The 15,946-nt window shown below is 45.9% G+C and carries 15 protein-coding genes; 6 read left to right on the top strand and 9 right to left on the bottom strand.

Going from position 1 to position 15,946, the window contains the following annotated elements; translation table 11 throughout:
* Positions 1-42: 42 nt before the first annotated feature.
* Genes Y697_RS06435 through Y697_RS06450 form a run of 4 tightly spaced genes read left to right on the top strand, consistent with a single transcriptional unit; the run spans position 43 to position 3,755 of the window.
* Positions 43-1,026 carry an ExsB family protein gene (locus tag Y697_RS06435; RefSeq protein ID WP_121550822.1) on the top strand — a complete coding sequence of 328 codons (984 nt, stop codon included), beginning with the start codon at positions 43-45 and terminating at the stop codon, positions 1,024-1,026.
* Complete coding sequence (locus tag Y697_RS06440) at positions 1,004-1,846, top strand: Cof-type HAD-IIB family hydrolase (protein ID WP_121550823.1); 843 nt, start codon at positions 1,004-1,006, stop codon at positions 1,844-1,846. Before Y697_RS06435 ends, Y697_RS06440 begins: the two co-directional genes overlap by 23 nt.
* Positions 1,846-3,345 carry an apolipoprotein N-acyltransferase gene (gene lnt / locus Y697_RS06445; protein WP_121550824.1) on the top strand — a complete coding sequence of 500 codons (1,500 nt, stop codon included), beginning with the start codon at positions 1,846-1,848 and terminating at the stop codon, positions 3,343-3,345. The genes Y697_RS06440 and lnt overlap by 1 nt, the downstream gene beginning before the upstream one ends.
* Positions 3,342-3,755 carry a CoA-binding protein gene (locus Y697_RS06450; RefSeq protein ID WP_121550825.1) on the top strand — a complete coding sequence of 138 codons (414 nt, stop codon included), beginning with the start codon at positions 3,342-3,344 and terminating at the stop codon, positions 3,753-3,755. The genes lnt and Y697_RS06450 overlap by 4 nt, the downstream gene beginning before the upstream one ends.
* A 645-nt stretch (positions 3,756-4,400) precedes the next feature.
* Here Y697_RS06450 and Y697_RS06455 read toward each other — a convergent pair.
* The 7 genes from Y697_RS06455 to Y697_RS06485 form a co-directional block, all read right to left on the bottom strand.
* On the bottom strand, positions 4,401-5,186 hold the full coding sequence (locus Y697_RS06455; protein ID WP_121550826.1) for an inositol monophosphatase family protein: 786 nt from the start codon (positions 5,184-5,186) through the stop codon (positions 4,401-4,403).
* A complete protein-coding gene (gene pheT, locus Y697_RS06460) occupies positions 5,179-7,548 on the bottom strand; it encodes a phenylalanine--tRNA ligase subunit beta (protein ID WP_121550827.1) in 2,370 nt (789 codons plus the stop codon). Before pheT ends, Y697_RS06455 begins: the two co-directional genes overlap by 8 nt.
* Complete coding sequence (gene pheS, locus Y697_RS06465; protein WP_121550828.1) at positions 7,545-8,576, bottom strand: phenylalanine--tRNA ligase subunit alpha; 1,032 nt, start codon at positions 8,574-8,576, stop codon at positions 7,545-7,547. Before pheS ends, pheT begins: the two co-directional genes overlap by 4 nt.
* 30 nt (positions 8,577-8,606) lie before the next feature.
* A complete protein-coding gene (locus Y697_RS06470) occupies positions 8,607-9,032 on the bottom strand; it encodes a Fur family transcriptional regulator (RefSeq protein ID WP_121550829.1) in 426 nt (141 codons plus the stop codon).
* Positions 9,033-9,148: 116 nt separating this feature from the next.
* On the bottom strand, positions 9,149-10,030 hold the full coding sequence (locus Y697_RS06475) for a hypothetical protein (protein ID WP_121550830.1): 882 nt from the start codon (positions 10,028-10,030) through the stop codon (positions 9,149-9,151).
* A gap of 39 nt (positions 10,031-10,069) precedes the next feature.
* Positions 10,070-10,564, bottom strand: a complete 495-nt coding sequence (locus Y697_RS06480; protein WP_121550831.1) for a hypothetical protein — start codon at positions 10,562-10,564, stop codon at positions 10,070-10,072.
* Positions 10,557-11,117 carry an RNA polymerase sigma factor gene (locus tag Y697_RS06485; protein ID WP_121550832.1) on the bottom strand — a complete coding sequence of 187 codons (561 nt, stop codon included), beginning with the start codon at positions 11,115-11,117 and terminating at the stop codon, positions 10,557-10,559. The genes Y697_RS06480 and Y697_RS06485 overlap by 8 nt, the downstream gene beginning before the upstream one ends.
* Before the next feature lie 267 nt (positions 11,118-11,384).
* Here Y697_RS06485 and Y697_RS06490 point away from each other — a divergent pair, with 267 nt between their 5' ends.
* Together Y697_RS06490 and nth are read left to right on the top strand one after the other, a co-directional pair.
* On the top strand, positions 11,385-12,803 hold the full coding sequence (locus Y697_RS06490) for an aminopeptidase (RefSeq protein ID WP_121550833.1): 1,419 nt from the start codon (positions 11,385-11,387) through the stop codon (positions 12,801-12,803).
* Positions 12,796-13,443 carry an endonuclease III gene (gene nth / locus Y697_RS06495; RefSeq protein WP_121550834.1) on the top strand — a complete coding sequence of 216 codons (648 nt, stop codon included), beginning with the start codon at positions 12,796-12,798 and terminating at the stop codon, positions 13,441-13,443. The genes Y697_RS06490 and nth overlap by 8 nt, the downstream gene beginning before the upstream one ends.
* Here nth and Y697_RS06500 read toward each other — a convergent pair.
* Together Y697_RS06500 and Y697_RS06505 are read right to left on the bottom strand one after the other, a co-directional pair.
* A complete protein-coding gene (locus tag Y697_RS06500) occupies positions 13,388-14,917 on the bottom strand; it encodes an iron ABC transporter permease (RefSeq protein WP_259462343.1) in 1,530 nt (509 codons plus the stop codon). The genes nth and Y697_RS06500 overlap by 56 nt on opposite strands.
* A 40-nt stretch (positions 14,918-14,957) precedes the next feature.
* Entirely contained in the window at positions 14,958-15,935 is a 978-nt protein-coding gene (locus Y697_RS06505) for a thiamine ABC transporter substrate-binding protein (protein WP_121550835.1), read from the bottom strand.
* Positions 15,936-15,946: the final 11 nt, after the last annotated feature.

The following is a 15,946-nucleotide window of genomic DNA, read 5'->3' on the forward strand; positions in this document are numbered from 1 at the left end:
GAAGGCGGCATATGCCGCCTTCTTTGCGTTATACTAGAAAAGATGAGCGCACAGATAGAGAACCTAATAGATAGGACTATAGATGAGATCAGGGAATTGACAGAGAACGGAAGGCTTACGGTTGCCTTTTCGGGAGGTCTCGATTCCACTCTTGTCGCCTTCCTAGCTTCAAAGGCTCTTGGAACCGATAATGTGAAACTTGTCAATGTCTGTTTCGGTCCTTACTCTTACAGCAAAGGTCTTGAAATAGTGACATCGCTGGCAGACGAGCTGGGTCTTCGACTCGAATTCACTCCGGGATACGAGGCTCAAGAAAGAGTCTGGAGGACTGGCCCCTCCTGCAACCGATGCACGCGCCTTGCGAAGCTGCCCGCAATAAGAAGCGGGGTTATTGGTCTTATTGCGACAGGAGCAAATCAATCCGACAGCTGGGGAAAAACTGGAATAGTGATTAAAGACGGCTTCTATGCGCCACTGAGAGAGTGGACGAAGGATGAGATAAATCTGGCTTTGACACGTTTTGGAATCGATGTTCCGAGAATTGGAGAGGCTCCTGTAAGGGAAGGCTGTAAGCTGAAACATCTTTTGAAGATCATGGCAAATCCCTCATACCACGGTTACTCGGTCGCGATCGCAAATGAAGTCCTCCTGGATGAAGTCGAGGACTTCCAGCATTTTCTGGCGAACGTGAAGATAATCGGTCCTCTCTCGAAAAACATCGCATTAGTCAATGTGTCACCTTTTCCGCCGGAAGAAAGTAGAACACGAATCACGAAATCTCTCGAAGGGATAGATTCGATTGATGAAGTAAGATGGGTAGGCGAAGCTACCGTTCTTAAGATAATGGCAAATCCCGGATTGTACAATAGCCCTGAAGCGAGGGAATGGGTTTTGAACGGAAGATTAGCCCCGGAGTTTGCCTTCCCGATTCAGGCCAGATGGGTGAACTCGAAGAATAATCGGCTCGAGACATTTCAGGTTATAGATTGCTGGAGGTTGGAAGATGATACGGCTAATAGTGATTGATCTAGATGGCACACTACTGGATAATGAGAAAAAGATATCTAAGGAAAATGAAGATGCAATAAGACTGGCCCTTAGTATGGGGGTGGCAGTTTCAATATCGACCGGTAGAAGCTATGTTTCTGGCCACGAGTACGTTGAACAGCTGGGAATAGATGTTCCCGTCTCCTACCAGAACGGGGCACTAGTCACTTTCGGCCACGGAGAAGAGATTGAGATTATATCGAAATCTCTTCTGGAAGCGAGTCGTGCCAGATTAATCTATACCAGAGCAAAGGAGAAATCTTTGAACATCCTTGTCTTCTATGACTTCTTCAGACTGCCGGACATTTCCACAGTTGGTCCTTCCGACTCCCCTTACCGAGAATACTATAGACACAACAAGTACAGAATGATCTTTGAAGATGATCCCCTGGCACGAATTTCAGATGAAGGTATTCCCGAGATCGCGCTTGAGGGAAAAGAGAGTATTATCAAGGAGTTTCTCTTTGAGTCAAACTCACATCTTGATAATGTTACCGTTGTCAAGAACGACAGCGTAGAGGAACATGCCTTCTACGAGTTTTTTGGACCGGGTGTCGGAAAGGAGAACGGACTTGAGCATGTTCTCGACCACCTGAATCTCGACTGGAGTAGCGTTGCCTACATCGGCGACAACTTCAATGACCTGGAGATACTTAAAAGGGCAGAACTTCCCGTAGTCATGGCAAACGGACCAGACGAGGTCAAGAGGCACGCGACGTTAGTGACCACCCGAGATAATAATAACTGTGGTGTTTCCGAAGCGATTAACAGTATTCTCAAGATCCGGGGTGAGAAATAGTGGTCCTGATACTTTTTTCGGCGGTACTTACGGCTCTCGCAATGCCAGGGATGCTCTGGGGTTACCTGATCTGGGTCTCATTGATTCCATTCTTCATAGCGATGAAGGAAGTGACGCCTCTGAAAGGCGCTCTAAGGGCCTTTGTATGGGGCTTGGTCTATCTACTTATCACACACTACTGGGAACTACCCGTTCTCACAGTGAACGTTCCCGAGGTCTTGAACTCATTTCCTAATTTCATCGGAATAATCGTTTACTTTTTGATGGGCCTGGTAATTGCCATTCCATTCCTGGCGTTTGGTTTTATTTACGGTCTCTACCAAAGATTCTTCGAGAGGTACCCTGTTCTTCTTGGCCTCTTTGCGGCTTCATTCTTCACAGTAATTGAATACCTGAGGGAGATCGGTCCGCTTGGATTTACGAATGGGAGGTTGTCCGACGCTCTACTAAATAATCAGCTTGGAATTTCTCAACTATTCGTTCTGGGAGGACCCCTATTATTGGTCTTCATAATCGTTTTCATCAACCACTACTTATCGCATTTGTATCTGGAGAAAACGAGAGATAGAGCCGTTCTGATCATAGTATCTGTCTCATTAATTGCTCTTTTTAATTCCATAATGAGCAGTTTCATCCCGATTCCTCATTCCTCCAACAAGTATGAGAGCACAATTTATGCTCTTCAAACCAACATTTCCATGCAGATGAAGTATTACCAGCCGCCTGAAGAGACTCTAAGGATTGTATCGAGAGCATTGAGAGAAATACCTGAGGGTTCTTTAGTCGTTATGCCTGAGGCGACCTTCATGAGCGACATAAGAAGTAATTCGACTGGAAGCCAATTGCAGGAGATCGCTAGAGAGAGGGACTTGAAGATACTAGTCGGCTTCCCAACATATAACGATGACAATTTCAATCAGGTAAGATTCGTAGACAGTGAGGGCTTTTCTGAGGAGTTCTACGCGAAAGTTCAGTTAACTCCGTTTGTTGAATTTCTTCCCTGGCCCAGGGTATTCGGAGTGTTCAGTTTCTTGAAATTTCTTGACTACTTTGATCCGGGCAAGCAATATACGATTTTTTCTGTGGACGAACACAGGATCGGTGCTCAAATCTGCTTTGACTCCCTTTACAGCAACGTTGCCAGAAGACTTACTCAAAACGGAGCAACTGTAATAGTTACATCAACTAACGATGGTTGGTTCAACTTCTCGACTGCCCTCCAACAACATCTTTCAAAAAGCATTGCAAGGGCGATTGAAAACCGCCGATATGTGATTCAAGTATCTAACACGGGAATTTCCGCCGTAATCGATCCATATGGGAGAATAGTTAAACGTTTGCCATCATCTAAGGAGCTCTCAGCAGAATATGTCATTGGGGAATTCGAGTATCTTCCAAGGGTGACTACAACCCCTTACACTAAATTCGGGAACTGGTTTTTCTGGTTCTCTCTCCTGCTAGGAATAGCTTTGATAATACTTGGAGGTGTTGTTCTTTGAATTACACTGAAAACGCGAAAAAGATCCTCGAAAGCTTCAACAGAGTGATAGTCGTAGGCTTTTCAAAGAATGTCGAAAAGGCAGCCAACTACGTTCCGACTTATCTGATCGAAAAAGGCTATCGCGTCGTCCCCGTAAATCCAAGTATGGAAGAGTACAGCGGCCTCAAAGTATACCCAGACCTCGAAGCAGTGGTATCAGACGGTGTTGAACTCCAAATTGTAGATATATTCAGACCCTCAGAAGAGGCCGAAATCATTGCTTTGAAGGCGATAGAACTGGGAGCGAAGGCTGTTTGGTTGCAGAAAGGCATAACCAGCGAAAAGGCCGCTAAGGTTGCGGCGGAAAAGGGAGTTCTTTACGTAGAAGACCTGTGCATGTTCGAAGAACATAGGAGAATATCGGTTTGAACGCGCTGAGAACCGTCATTGGTGGTACGTGGTTGGTGGTTGGCAAGTGCTTATAAACAAATAAGTGAACAATCACGATCAGAATGATTCGGGAAAACCATCCGGAGACCCAAGGTTGGGCAAGAACGGCCCAGGTCGCAATGCCGGTGAAGAACATGCCGGGACGCAAGGCTGCCTTCGGCAGGAGGCCTTATCAGGTCCACCGTCAACGGTTCCCCGTCCTCCGAGATTAAGAGCAGAAGTGATGCTGCTGCGCAGGCCAGTCAGGCTGCGCCTGGCCAGTCTCGCCTTTGGCGAGGCCAGCTCCGCTTCGCGGGGAAAGATCCGCTGAAGGCTGTACGCTGGGAAGACCAAAATCTGTTGGGCTTCATCCGTTCTTCGAAAAGATCGAGAGAGCGGGTTGACTGGGGCGGGTTATCAGAACCGGGTTATGATGATCGGGTGTGGTAAGATAAAAGCCCAGGCTCTACGGGACAACAATTCCTGCCTGTCTGCGATTTTCGATTCTATCCTTGTTCTTGCCAACGACTAACAACGGGCTACCAAGAATCTTTCTACTAGAGCATTTCGGGATAGGCTATCAGTGGATGGTGTTGGCAGGTTGTTCGTCCAATGTGAGTTATTCTAATTGAATCGGCACGTCAATCAGTCGTATAAGACTTTCTCTCGAAATTCCTTTACCAATTCTGGTGAGTTGTTGGCAACGAGAACATTAGGACTGAATAGGTCGAAAGATTCTTCGACACAGCTGCCTACATATCCTCCGGCTTCTTTTACTAGCAGAACACCGCTTGCGACATCCCAGGGTTTGAGAGTCTCTTCCCAAAAAATATCTGCTCGGCCCGACGCGACATATGCAAAATCGAGACAGGCACTTCCGGTTATTCGTAGTCCCCTGCATATCTTTATTGCTCTATTTATTCTTCTGGTTATCCGCTCAAAGGCCGTTTCAGAAGAGTACTGCATACCCACATGACTAGTAGCTTCACGGAGATCTCCAGTCTTGCTTACCCATATCCTTTTGTTGTTCAGGTAAGCGCCCTGGCCTTTAATTGCGTGAAAGGTCTCTTTTCGGTTGTGGTCATAAGTAACTGCCAACACAACTCGATTCTCCGAATATAAAGCAATCTGCGTAGAATAATGGGGATTAGACTTCGAAAAGTTTGTTGTTCCATCAACGGGATCTACTATCCACATGGTTGACGACCTCACGTCCGAACCTGACTCTTCACCCAGATAATCTGCCTCTGGAAAGAGATCATGAAGAAATACTCGAAGTCTGTCCTCGATCTCGAGATCGACCGAGGTGACAATGTCCTTATATCCTGTTTTCCGTTCCACTGAAAACTCTTCCTTTGAAACCTTTCGCCAGAGTTCGGGAAGATACGCCCTTATTTTCCTGCTGAAGGTATTGAGAAGAAGGTTATCCACGCAACTTCACACCAATCTTCTCCGTTTCTCTCAAGACAAGATCAACAAGATAGTTTATTTCTTCATCAGTTAGGGTTCTGTCGAAAGTCTCAAAGGCCAGAGTAACGGTGATGCTCTTGTATCCAGGCTCTATTCCCTTTCCCTTGTAGAGATCGGAGACTCTGATTTCTCCAAAGGAAGTTCCTTCAAGAGTCTTGCTTATGAGACTCTCCAAATCCCCATACTTAACGGAATGCGGCACCAGGAAGGAGAGATCCCTGAAGACTCTCGGGAAAGGGGAGATCTTGTTTGCACCGGCAAACTTTTTCATCATGCTTTCGACCAAGCTCACATTGAGCTCTGCAATGTACACTTCACCACTCTTGATCTCGTAGAGAGAATCGGCAATAGAAATGTCAACAGCGCCAAAGAACCCAACTTTCACTCCTTCGATCTCGACCGAGACTGCCTTACCCTTTTCTAACCAGGGAATCGAGAAACTACTGAAAGAGGGGGTCAAACCGTACAACGAGAAAAACTCGTCAACTATCCCCTTGAAGGTAAAGAAATCGACTACTCTCTTGTCAGAATAATCCAGAGGGTTTTCACGACCTGTGGAAACGAAACCGAGAGCGACTGTTTCCCCTTGCTCCTTCTTTGGATCAAAAACCGAAGCTACTTCGAAAAGTTTGATATCTCTATTCTGCCTTCTGTAATTATAAGAAGTCGCAGACAAGAGATTATAGATCAGAGAGGGCCTCATCACGGCCATGTCCATCGAAAGTGGATTCGCAAGGTCAACATGATCGACGCCTTCATCGATTCTCGAAATTTCCTCGGGATTTATGAAGCTGTAAGTCACAATCTCATCAAATCCATATGCAACCATAAGGTCCTTCAATTTCTTCTGTCTCTTCAGAGATTCAGGAACGCCACCAGAAATGGGGAGGATCCTGGGAAGTTCATTTTCTATATTCTCGTAGCCGTAGATCCTTCCAATCTCTTCAACAAGATCGATCTCCTGCTTCGTATCGTATGCTCTGAATGGAGGTGGTGTAACCGTCCAGCCTTTGTCTGTCTTCTCAGGTTTGAATCCAAGATTCTTCAATATGCTGGACGCCTTCTCTGTCGGCACCGACCCTCCCAGTCTTTCGGTTATGAATGACTCTCTCAAATTTATTGGCTCTGCCTCTATCACTCCACCGGCATCAACGATTTTCGAGCCAACTGAGGCGCCGGCCAACTGTTTCATTAAGTCTGCCAGCCGTTTCATGACGTACAGAGAGTCTTCATAATCTATTCCTCTCTCAAATCTGTATGAGCTATCTGTCGAAATCCCAAGCTTCCTAGCGGTTTTACGAATTCTTACGGGATCGAAAACGGCAACCTCAAGCAGTACACTTTTCGTCGTCAAATAGATCCCCGAATCCTCTCCACCCATAACTCCGGCCAAAGCTAACGGTGTCTCACCATTAGTTATAAGCATGTCGTTTCTATCGAGCTCGACAATCTTGCCATCCAGAAGTTCAAGCTTCTCACCGTCTCTCGCTTCACGAACTACTATTTCAGTCGATCCGATCTTCTCGACATCAAAAGCATGAATTGGATGTCCTGTCTCAAGCATCACATAGTTTGTTATATCCACAACGTTGTTTATCGGTCTCAAGCCGGCCGCGACCAATCTCTTCTTCATCCAGAGAGGAGAATCACAGATCTTCACATCATTCATAAGGAGCGCCGTGTACCTGGAGCAACCACTGTCTTTCAATACCACCTTCAGTAACGGATCCTCTCCAGACTCGATCGATTCGTGTACACGGGGTTTCTCTACTTTTCTCTCATAGATCGCGCCAAGCTCCCTTGCCATTCCAACAGTTGAAAGGCAGTCGCCGCGATTGGCAGTTAATTCAACTTCAATTACCGCCGAGTTAAGTCCGAGCAATTCAACAACAGATTCTCCCGGTCGGCCCTCTTCCAATCGCATTATTGAGAGAGATTTTTCTTCAAACCTGAGTTCTTCAAGAGACAGAAACATGCCTTCCGAGTCGACACCCTGGAACTCTTTCTTCCCAATTTTCTCATCGGAAAGGGCGGCGCCTTCGGGTAGAACAGCCACTATCTCTCCACTCTTGACAGTCATATCTGCTGTAACAATCGTTGCTTCACGTGAACCGATATCAACTTCAGTTATTAAGAGTCGTTCGCTCTCCGGGTGAGGCCTCGTCGACTGAATTCTTCCAACGACAGCTCCCTGGACGTATTCCCAGGGATAGTCGATTCCGGCAACTTCGGTACCGCTCAGTGAAAGGCTATTACTGATTTCTTCGGGAGTCTTGTCGGTTATGTCAATGAATTCATCAAGCCATTCTAGATATAGCTTCATATTACGGCCCTCCTGTAACCCCTGAGGAAACGTCTATCGTTCCGGAGAAGATCTCTAATATCTTCAAGGTCATATTTAAGCATTGCAATTCTCTCGAGACCGGTCCCAGCTGCAAAACCAGTCCATACTTCCGGATCTAAACCGACATTGCTGAACACGTTTGGGTGAACCATCCCAGCTCCCAAAATCTCAAGCCATCCGCTCCCACCGCAACTCCTGCATCCCAATCCTCCGCATATTCCACAGCTTACATCGACTTCGAAACTGGGCTCGGTAAAGGGGAAGAAGCTAGGCCGCAAACGTATCTTTCTGCCCTCACCAAAAAGCCTCTTTGCGAAATGATCAAGAGCACCCTTCAAATGGCTAACAGCCACGCCCTTATCGACGAAAAGAATCTCAAACTGGTGAAACATCGGAAGGTGAGTCGCATCGGGAGTATCCTTTCTGTAACAGGTTCCTGGCGCGAAAATTGCAAGAGGCGGCTTTCTAGACTCCATTGTCCTAATCTGCACGGGCGAAGTGTGAGTTCTTAAAAGTCTGCCGTCTCGGAGATAGAAGGTATCCTGCATGTCCCTTGCCGGATGCCACTCGGGAGTATTCAGTGCTTCAAAGTTATAATATGCCGTCTCTATTTCGGGGCCCGTAGTCACTTCGAAACCCATGCTCACCCAGATGCTTTGAACTTCCTCCATTATCTGAGTTATCAGATGTAGAGAGCCCATGTCCCTCTTTTTACCTGGAATCGTATAGTCAAGTCTCTCGGATTCCTCTCGCTCTCTCTTAGCCTGCACTTCAAGCTCGTCTCTCCGAGAGTTCAAAGCCTCCTCAATGGAGTTCTTGTAATCATTTACGATTTTTCCGAATTCTCTTCTATTTTCGGGAGGAATTTCTTTCAGCTTCTTCATAAGAGAGGTTATCAGTCCCTGCTTTCCAATTAGCCGTGATTTCTCCTCCTGAAGATCATTCAGGTCGGAAATCTTCATTACTCTACTTAGGACTTCTTCCAGATTAATATCGAGTCCTTCCATTGAGGCACCCCCAAGAAACGTAAGAAGTGATTACTTAATATGCTTGCAGTCTGAACATAGCCCCTTGTAGATAAGCTCAAGAGAGGTTACCTCAAATTCAGCCAGTTCAGGAGGAAGTTCTTTCATGCAGGCTTCGTAGTAATTCGTGGGAATATCGAAGACTCTCCCGCAAGAATCACAGATGAAGTGACCGTGTGGTTTGATATTGGGATCATATCGCCTCGAGTTCTTTGAAACTGCAATAGCCCTAATAATTCCTTCCTTTTCGAGAACTTCCATTACGTTGTAAACTGTCGCCATAGATATATTTGGATATAGCTGTATTGCAGACCTAAAAACCTCCTCAGCTCCCGGATGACCTTCATGATCCCTGAGAATCCTGATAATCGCAACTCGTTGAGGAGTGATTCTGTATCCCCTGCTTTTAAGAAGAGCTATCGTGTCTTTGATTTCCATACAATTAAAGCCTCCACAAAAGGTTTGAACTGATTATACAACAGAATTCATTCAGTTTAGAAAAAGATTTATGAAAACCTCAATAAGACTTATTTTTTGAGTGAAAGGCTTAACCACTAGTAAAGGTCTTCAAGAAGTGACTTCAAAGTCTTTGTATCAACCATTCCCAGAAGACTTACTGCAGAAGAGACAGATAGTCTTTCTATTGCGTAGCTGAAGCTGTTTGCCTCAGCCATCTGAGCGGAAAACTTCTGAAGATAGTCGGGCTCCGTGTTGAATGAGAAATACAGAACCATCCGCCCATATTCCGTCGAATACATAAGAAGAGTGTATAGATAAGTCTTTCCATCAGTGGCGAAGTCCATGGAAGACCAGGCGAAATGCTTTTCAAACATTGACTCCGAAAAATACACTGGAGGACGGATTATTATCATGCCTTCAGTCGCATTTGAAAGCTTGGTCAAAGACTCATGCGACATCTCCGAGTAATTGCGGTAGCTCGCGCTTATTGTGTGAAAAGGATAAGACTTCACAAGCTTAAGCAGTTTGAAGTTGTCATCATATGTAACATCGAAAGAGAGGGTGCCGGAGGAAATAGTAATCTTTCTACTGTTAGGAAGGTCGAGAAAGAGATCGACCGTATATGACTTACTGTTGACAAGATCCACGAAGTTGTCTTCAAAGTCCTTGATATTAATGAGCGGTTCAAAGGCGACGCTTCTAGTTCGGAAGATGGCAAAATTACCTGAGCTGTTTCTAACCCAGCCGAACTCCCCCTTCGCAGAGGAGAAAGATGTAACCAGTTTGTAAGGACCGGATTTTATTACTCGCTCGTTCTTCGCAGTAGTAACTATTCCGCTCTCTTGTACATATCTGTCTACTTCATACGAAGAGTTCTTCAAGGTATTTACTAGTGTCGTCAACTCTTCGACAGCATCCTTTCCAACCGCCAGCCCGACAATAATCAACAGGACAACGAGTACGGACAGCTTTTTCACGGCGATTTCACTCCTTCTGTGTCTTAGAGCGTGTATGGATCAATAAGTCGTGTTAATTCCTGAAATCTCAAAGTCATTCTGATCATCCGGTTGACTGAGAAAGCCAAGAGAGCGCTCCATTTCCTGCTCCATCATCGCAACGTCGTTTCTCTCAGTTTCCTCTTGGGGAAAGGCAGTAAGATTGACCCTGAGCCTTTCGTCAAGAGTCGAGCTGTAACCGAGAACGTTTGCCAGCTGATAGAGGTCTCCCTTCTTCTTGATCAAAATGGTGTTGCCTGTGAAGAACGAAACAGAGAACAAACCTAGCACCAAGCACGCCGCTACCGTTCCCAGCATTCTGTAAGGTTTATTCTTCAGCTTTCTAATCTTGCTGACTGTCCTTTTCTTCAAGTCATCCGAAGGTCTGTAGCAGCAACTCTCTTTCAATGCTCCCAGAACCTTCACATAGCTCTTCAGGTTTTTCTTTTCATCTACCCTCAGTTCCTCATAAGGGATCTCTCGATCCAAAATGTGGACAAATCTTTCTTCATCCAATGTAACCTACCTCCTCGAGAAGCTCCTTAAGTCTCTTTCGAGCATAGTGCAACCGGCTCTTCACCGTTCCAACCGGTTTATCGAGTATGTCGGCAATCTCCTCGTACGACAGATCATCTATGTCTCTTAACTTAATAAGCAAACGGTCATCCTCAGAAAGCTTTCCAACTACGGACATCAACTCTTCAAAAGAAATCTCGTCCATTACTTCTCTAAATACATTAGTTGTTGCTGGCGGCTCAAAAGTTGCTTTATCCTCGTTCTCTCTGAAATCAGTCAGAAACTCGTTATTCCGTTTTCTTTTTGCAAGTGTGTCCTTACAGACATTAACTGCGATTCTGTACAGCCACGTCGATAACTTCGCATCACCTCGGAACTTCCTGACGTTCTTAAAGACCTTTATAAAGACCTCTTGAATCACATCTTCAACGTCATCAAAACCAAGGTACGATTTGATGACACTACCCAATCTCGGGGCGTAATCATCATACAAGACTTCGTAGGCCCAGACTTTCTTCTTCTTCAGTCCATCTATTAACTTCTTCTCGTCCAACCATACCACCCTAATCTGTTTTATATGACGATGGATAAGCGAACAGGGTTCAACTTTGCAAGTTAATTATACTAATTAATCCAGATTAATCATATCATTCAATTATAGACTGAAATTCTTTTTACATGCGAATCATCAAAAGAGAACAGCAAAACACAGAACCTCGACTTATGTAAGAAAAGCAAATCAATGCAGGTCGAAAAAAACAAACAAATCCGATAAAATTAAAGAAGTTGGAACGAAACAGACTTTCATGGAGGTGAAGTATTGAAAAAGGAAGAAGTCAAGAAGCTCGGTGAAAAGCTTACTTTGAAGAAAAAGAACGCCTGGTTCACACTCGACAGAGATGCGGTCTTTGCCTATTCAAAAGATTATATGAACTTCATCGGCAAATCCGTAACAGAACGTCTGGCCGTCAGGCATCTTGTGGACCTTCTCCGGGAAAATGGGTTCAAACCACTCTCTTCATTTGAGGAAGGCGGCGTTAAAAAGGGTGATCGTATATACATCACAAAGGGCGGCAAGGCCCTAATCGCAGCAGTCATCGGTGAAGACCTGAAGGATGGCATCGACATGGTAGCAGCTCACCTAGATGCTCCTAGATTGGATCTCAAGCCAAGTCCTCTAGTAGAAGATTCGGGGCTCGCAATGCTCAAGACACACTACTACGGCGGAGTCAAGAAGTATCAGTGGCTCAATATCCCTTTAGCCTTCGTAGGAACCGTAGTCAGGAGCAATGGAGAATCGGTAGATGTCTCAATTGGAATGAGCAGCGATGATCCCGTTTTCGTGATTTCTGATCTTCTACCTCATTTGGACAACAGGGAAGGAGATTTCAGAAAGGTCTTTCAAGGGAAGGATCTCAACGCTATGTCCGGATCTATTCCGATAACGGATGTCAAGGACTTTGAGAATCCAGTGAAGCTGATGTTCCTTAATCTGTTATATGAAAAGTACGGACTTGTCGAAGAAGACTTCTTCTCTGCGGACATCCAGCTTGTGCCGGCTATCGAACCGAGGGAAGTCGGACTTGATCGATCTATGATCGGTGCTTACGCTCATGATGACAGGGTCTGTTCATACACTGCTATTACAGCGCTTAAGGACATGTCTACAATAAATAAACCAAAGCGAACGGCAATGGTCCTTCTCTTCGACAGGGAGGAAATAGGAAGTGAAGGCGTTACTGGAGCAAAGGGGCGGTTTTGGGTCGCGTTTATCGAGAAGCTTCTCAACCTTTCAGGAGAGAAGGGACTTTATGAGATAGACTTCCTTCTCGAGAAATCCAGAATGATATCGGGAGATGTTGCTGCAGGATTTGACCCGACCTTCAAGGATGCTCACGACCAGGCAAATGCTGCAAGACTCGGATACGGAATCGCAATATTGAAATACACCGGTTCCAGAGGAAAATCTGGAACCAGCGAAGCCAGCGCGGAGTTCATGGGCTATGTGAGAAACCTTCTTAACGAGAAGGGAGTTCACTGGCAGAGTACTATCTTAGGAGAAGTCGACAGGGGAGGCGGAGGAACAGTTGCGAAATTCTTCGCCGAAAGAGGTGTCACTGTAGTGGATGCTGGAACGGCCGTCTTCGGTATGCATTCACCTTTCGAACTTCTCTCTAAGGCGGACCTTTATGAGACCTACAGAGCATACAAGACCTTCCTGGAGGGAGGCAATGTCTAAGTCTGACTGCTCGCCTGCGGCAGTATCGGAATGGATAGTAGAAAACTTTCCAAGAGGTCGCGACTATGAAGAACCCTTCAAGGTTTTGGTGAGCACAATATTGAGTCAGCGAACGAGAGATGAGAATACCGAGGAGGCCTCTCGCAGGCTCTTCTCGGTTTATCCCGATCCGCAGTCTCTGATGAAGGCAGAACCCGAAGATCTTTACGAGCTGATCAAAGCTTCGGGAATGTATAGACAGAAAGCGGCAAGAATAATAAACTGCGCGAAGATAATCATGGATAGCTTCGACGGTTCGGTGCCTGACACTCTTGAAGGATTAGTCACAATCCCCGGAGTTGGCAGAAAGACGGCGAACATCGTCCTAAACGTTTCATTCGGAAGGGATGCCCTTGCCGTTGATACTCATGTTCACAGAATCGCAAACAGGCTGGGATGGGTAAAGACGAAGAAGCCTGACGACACCGAGTTTGCTCTGATGAAGATCTTGCCACCCAAGATATGGGGTCCCGTTAACGGGTCGATGGTCGAGTTTGGCAGGGAAGTCTGCAGACCCATAGGCCCGAAGTGCGAAACTTGTGGAATCAGGGAGTGCTGCGAATACTTCTCTCAGGTCTTTGTGCAAACCACCGGGAAATAGCGACAACAGAGATAATAATAATTCCAAGGGCCGAACTTAAGAACCTTGCCTCCAGTAGATAGCGGCTTCCATTTAGTCTGTAGATGGCAACTGCAAAGGTAGGGAAGTCTTTGCTCCCGAGTATGAGCGACCCACCAAATTCGCCCATAGAAATGGCGAAGACTACAGTTACCGCGTAAATGATCGTGCTTCTAAAGAAAGGGATTATCATATACCATACGCGCGCAAGCTTAGAAGCTCCGTCGAGTTGTGCCGCCTCCAGGAAGGCAAGCTCTGCACCGATCACCTGACCACTTATGTAGTTCAAAGCAACGGGCAACGAGATAACTATGTAAAGCAGCGCCAACAGCAGTGGAACAGGGAAACTTCCAAATGCTGTGAGATACGAAACGGCAAGAATCGAAGGCGTTACGGACAGAGCGATCAATGACACAATTCTTAGATATCTCGAGCCTCGAGAGGTGCCCCTTGCTTGCCACGAAAGAAAAAAGGCAATCGCTACGGTCACAACGGCTGCAAGAAACGAAAGCGTTATTGAATTGACCAATGTGTTTACCAATCCCGTTCCGAGAAGCACAAGCTTTTCTGCAAACAGCTTCGTTATTCTCCCGAAGATGAATTCTTTTCTTGTCCAGTCGTAGAATGAACTGAAGAGAGCGCCAAGAATCGGTATCCATTCGAAGAGGACAAATAGCCATGAGTAGATGCCCGTGAATCTGTTCTTTTCCAGATACTGCTCACCCTGCTCAAAGGATGAGCTCTTCTCGCTCAGTGAAATGAGTAATCCGAACAGCATTATGAATATGAATTGAACTACTGCAAGAACGACTGCGTTCTGCGGTGCCGCCAACAGTCTGAAATTCATGTAGATTGAAACTTCCAGGGTAGCGAATTGCGCCCCACCCAATATCAGGACAACGGCAAAAGAGGTGAAACAATAGGTGAAGATTAGAAGCGCGGAATTGATAATTGCCGGAGTGACAAGAGGTAGTTCTACTCGCAGAAGTCTTCGCATTCTCCCTGATCCATCTATCTTGGAACTCTCTAGAACATCTGTGGGCAACCTTCTTAGTGCATTCCCAAGAACTAGTATGACAATAGGTGCGTTGTAGAAGACGTGTCCAAGTAAAACTGCCCCCATAGAATAAAGAATCTGTACCCTCTCCAGACCGGCAAAAGACATCAGGTTGTTGAAGAGCCCATTCCTGCCGTAAACTGCCAGGAAACCTATTGCCATCGATATGCTGGGAAAGAAGAACGGTATATAGGTTGTTATGCCCAATAGACGGGAAAGACGACCCTTGCTTCTGGCATAGTGCACTGCCGCTGGGAAACCGACAATCATTGCCAAAAATGTACTGAGAAGCGCCTGCTTGAGCGTGAACCCGGCAATCGATTTGAACGAAGCTGATGAAATCACTGCAAAGATCGTATCTAGCTTCAGATTTCCGAAGGCAAAGAATAACGGCAGCAAAACAACGGCCGCGATGCCGACTGCAGATATTGTCAGGGATTTACCTTTCGTAAATTACCTCTTCCCACTTGGAGATGAGTTCGGAAAGATCCACCCCGGCAGATAATTTCAAGATCTTCTCCGGCTTTACGGCATAATCGAAGGCCGGGGGCATTTCGACGTCAATTACGGGAAACATCCACTGGTTAAGGGGAATATGACGCTGAAAGTCCTCACTTAGAAGAAAGTCCATGAACATTTCAGCATCGTGCAAATTCTGCGTCAATCTTATGATTCCCGCTCCCTCAATCTGGACGTAACCCCTGCCTTCCGGAATTACTGTCATGTATATCGATTCTCCATAATAATGCATTGAATATGCTCCATCTGTGGCATAGGAAACCATTATTGGAGCCTCGCCGGACTCGAATTTCTGGAAAGAGTCATCCCACCCCAGAGAGACTGTGAGTATTGAAGGCTTGAAGGCCTGCCAGAATTCCTCGAATCGCTCGCCAAAAAGCAGGTAAGTCCAGGCGAGGAAAGATAGACCGGTACTCGAGGTTCTGGGATCTTGAATAATCACGCTCCTTCGATACTCCGGCCCGGTTAGATCCCAAATCGTTTCAATAGGCTCTTTTATCTGGCTAGTATCACATATTAGCGCGATCCCTCCGAAATCATACGGGGTTAGTCTCCACTGACTATCGAGCAGAAGATCCTGATCGATGATCTTCTCATAGCCCTGGGGTCTGTAAGAAAGAAAGATACCTTCTTCGAAGGCTCGTCTCGAAAGAAGGTTGTCAATTCCAATCACGACATCTCCATCGAAATTCTCACGCTCGGAGATAATCAAGCTCAGCAGAGAACCCGAATCTCCAACAGCGCGAAACTCCACGGCAATTCCCGTCTTTTCTGTAAATTTCGCAAAAGTCTCCTGGGCCAGCGGTTGAAGGGAATCGTATGAATAAATCTTGAGCGGCAACAATGTCGAAAATGGAATGAAGAGGATCAATGATAAGACCAAAAATGTTCTTCTCATAAAAAACACCT

Origin of the sequence: Mesotoga sp. BH458_6_3_2_1 (genome assembly GCF_003664995.1) — a bacterium.
GTDB lineage: Bacteria > Thermotogota > Thermotogae > Petrotogales > Kosmotogaceae > Mesotoga.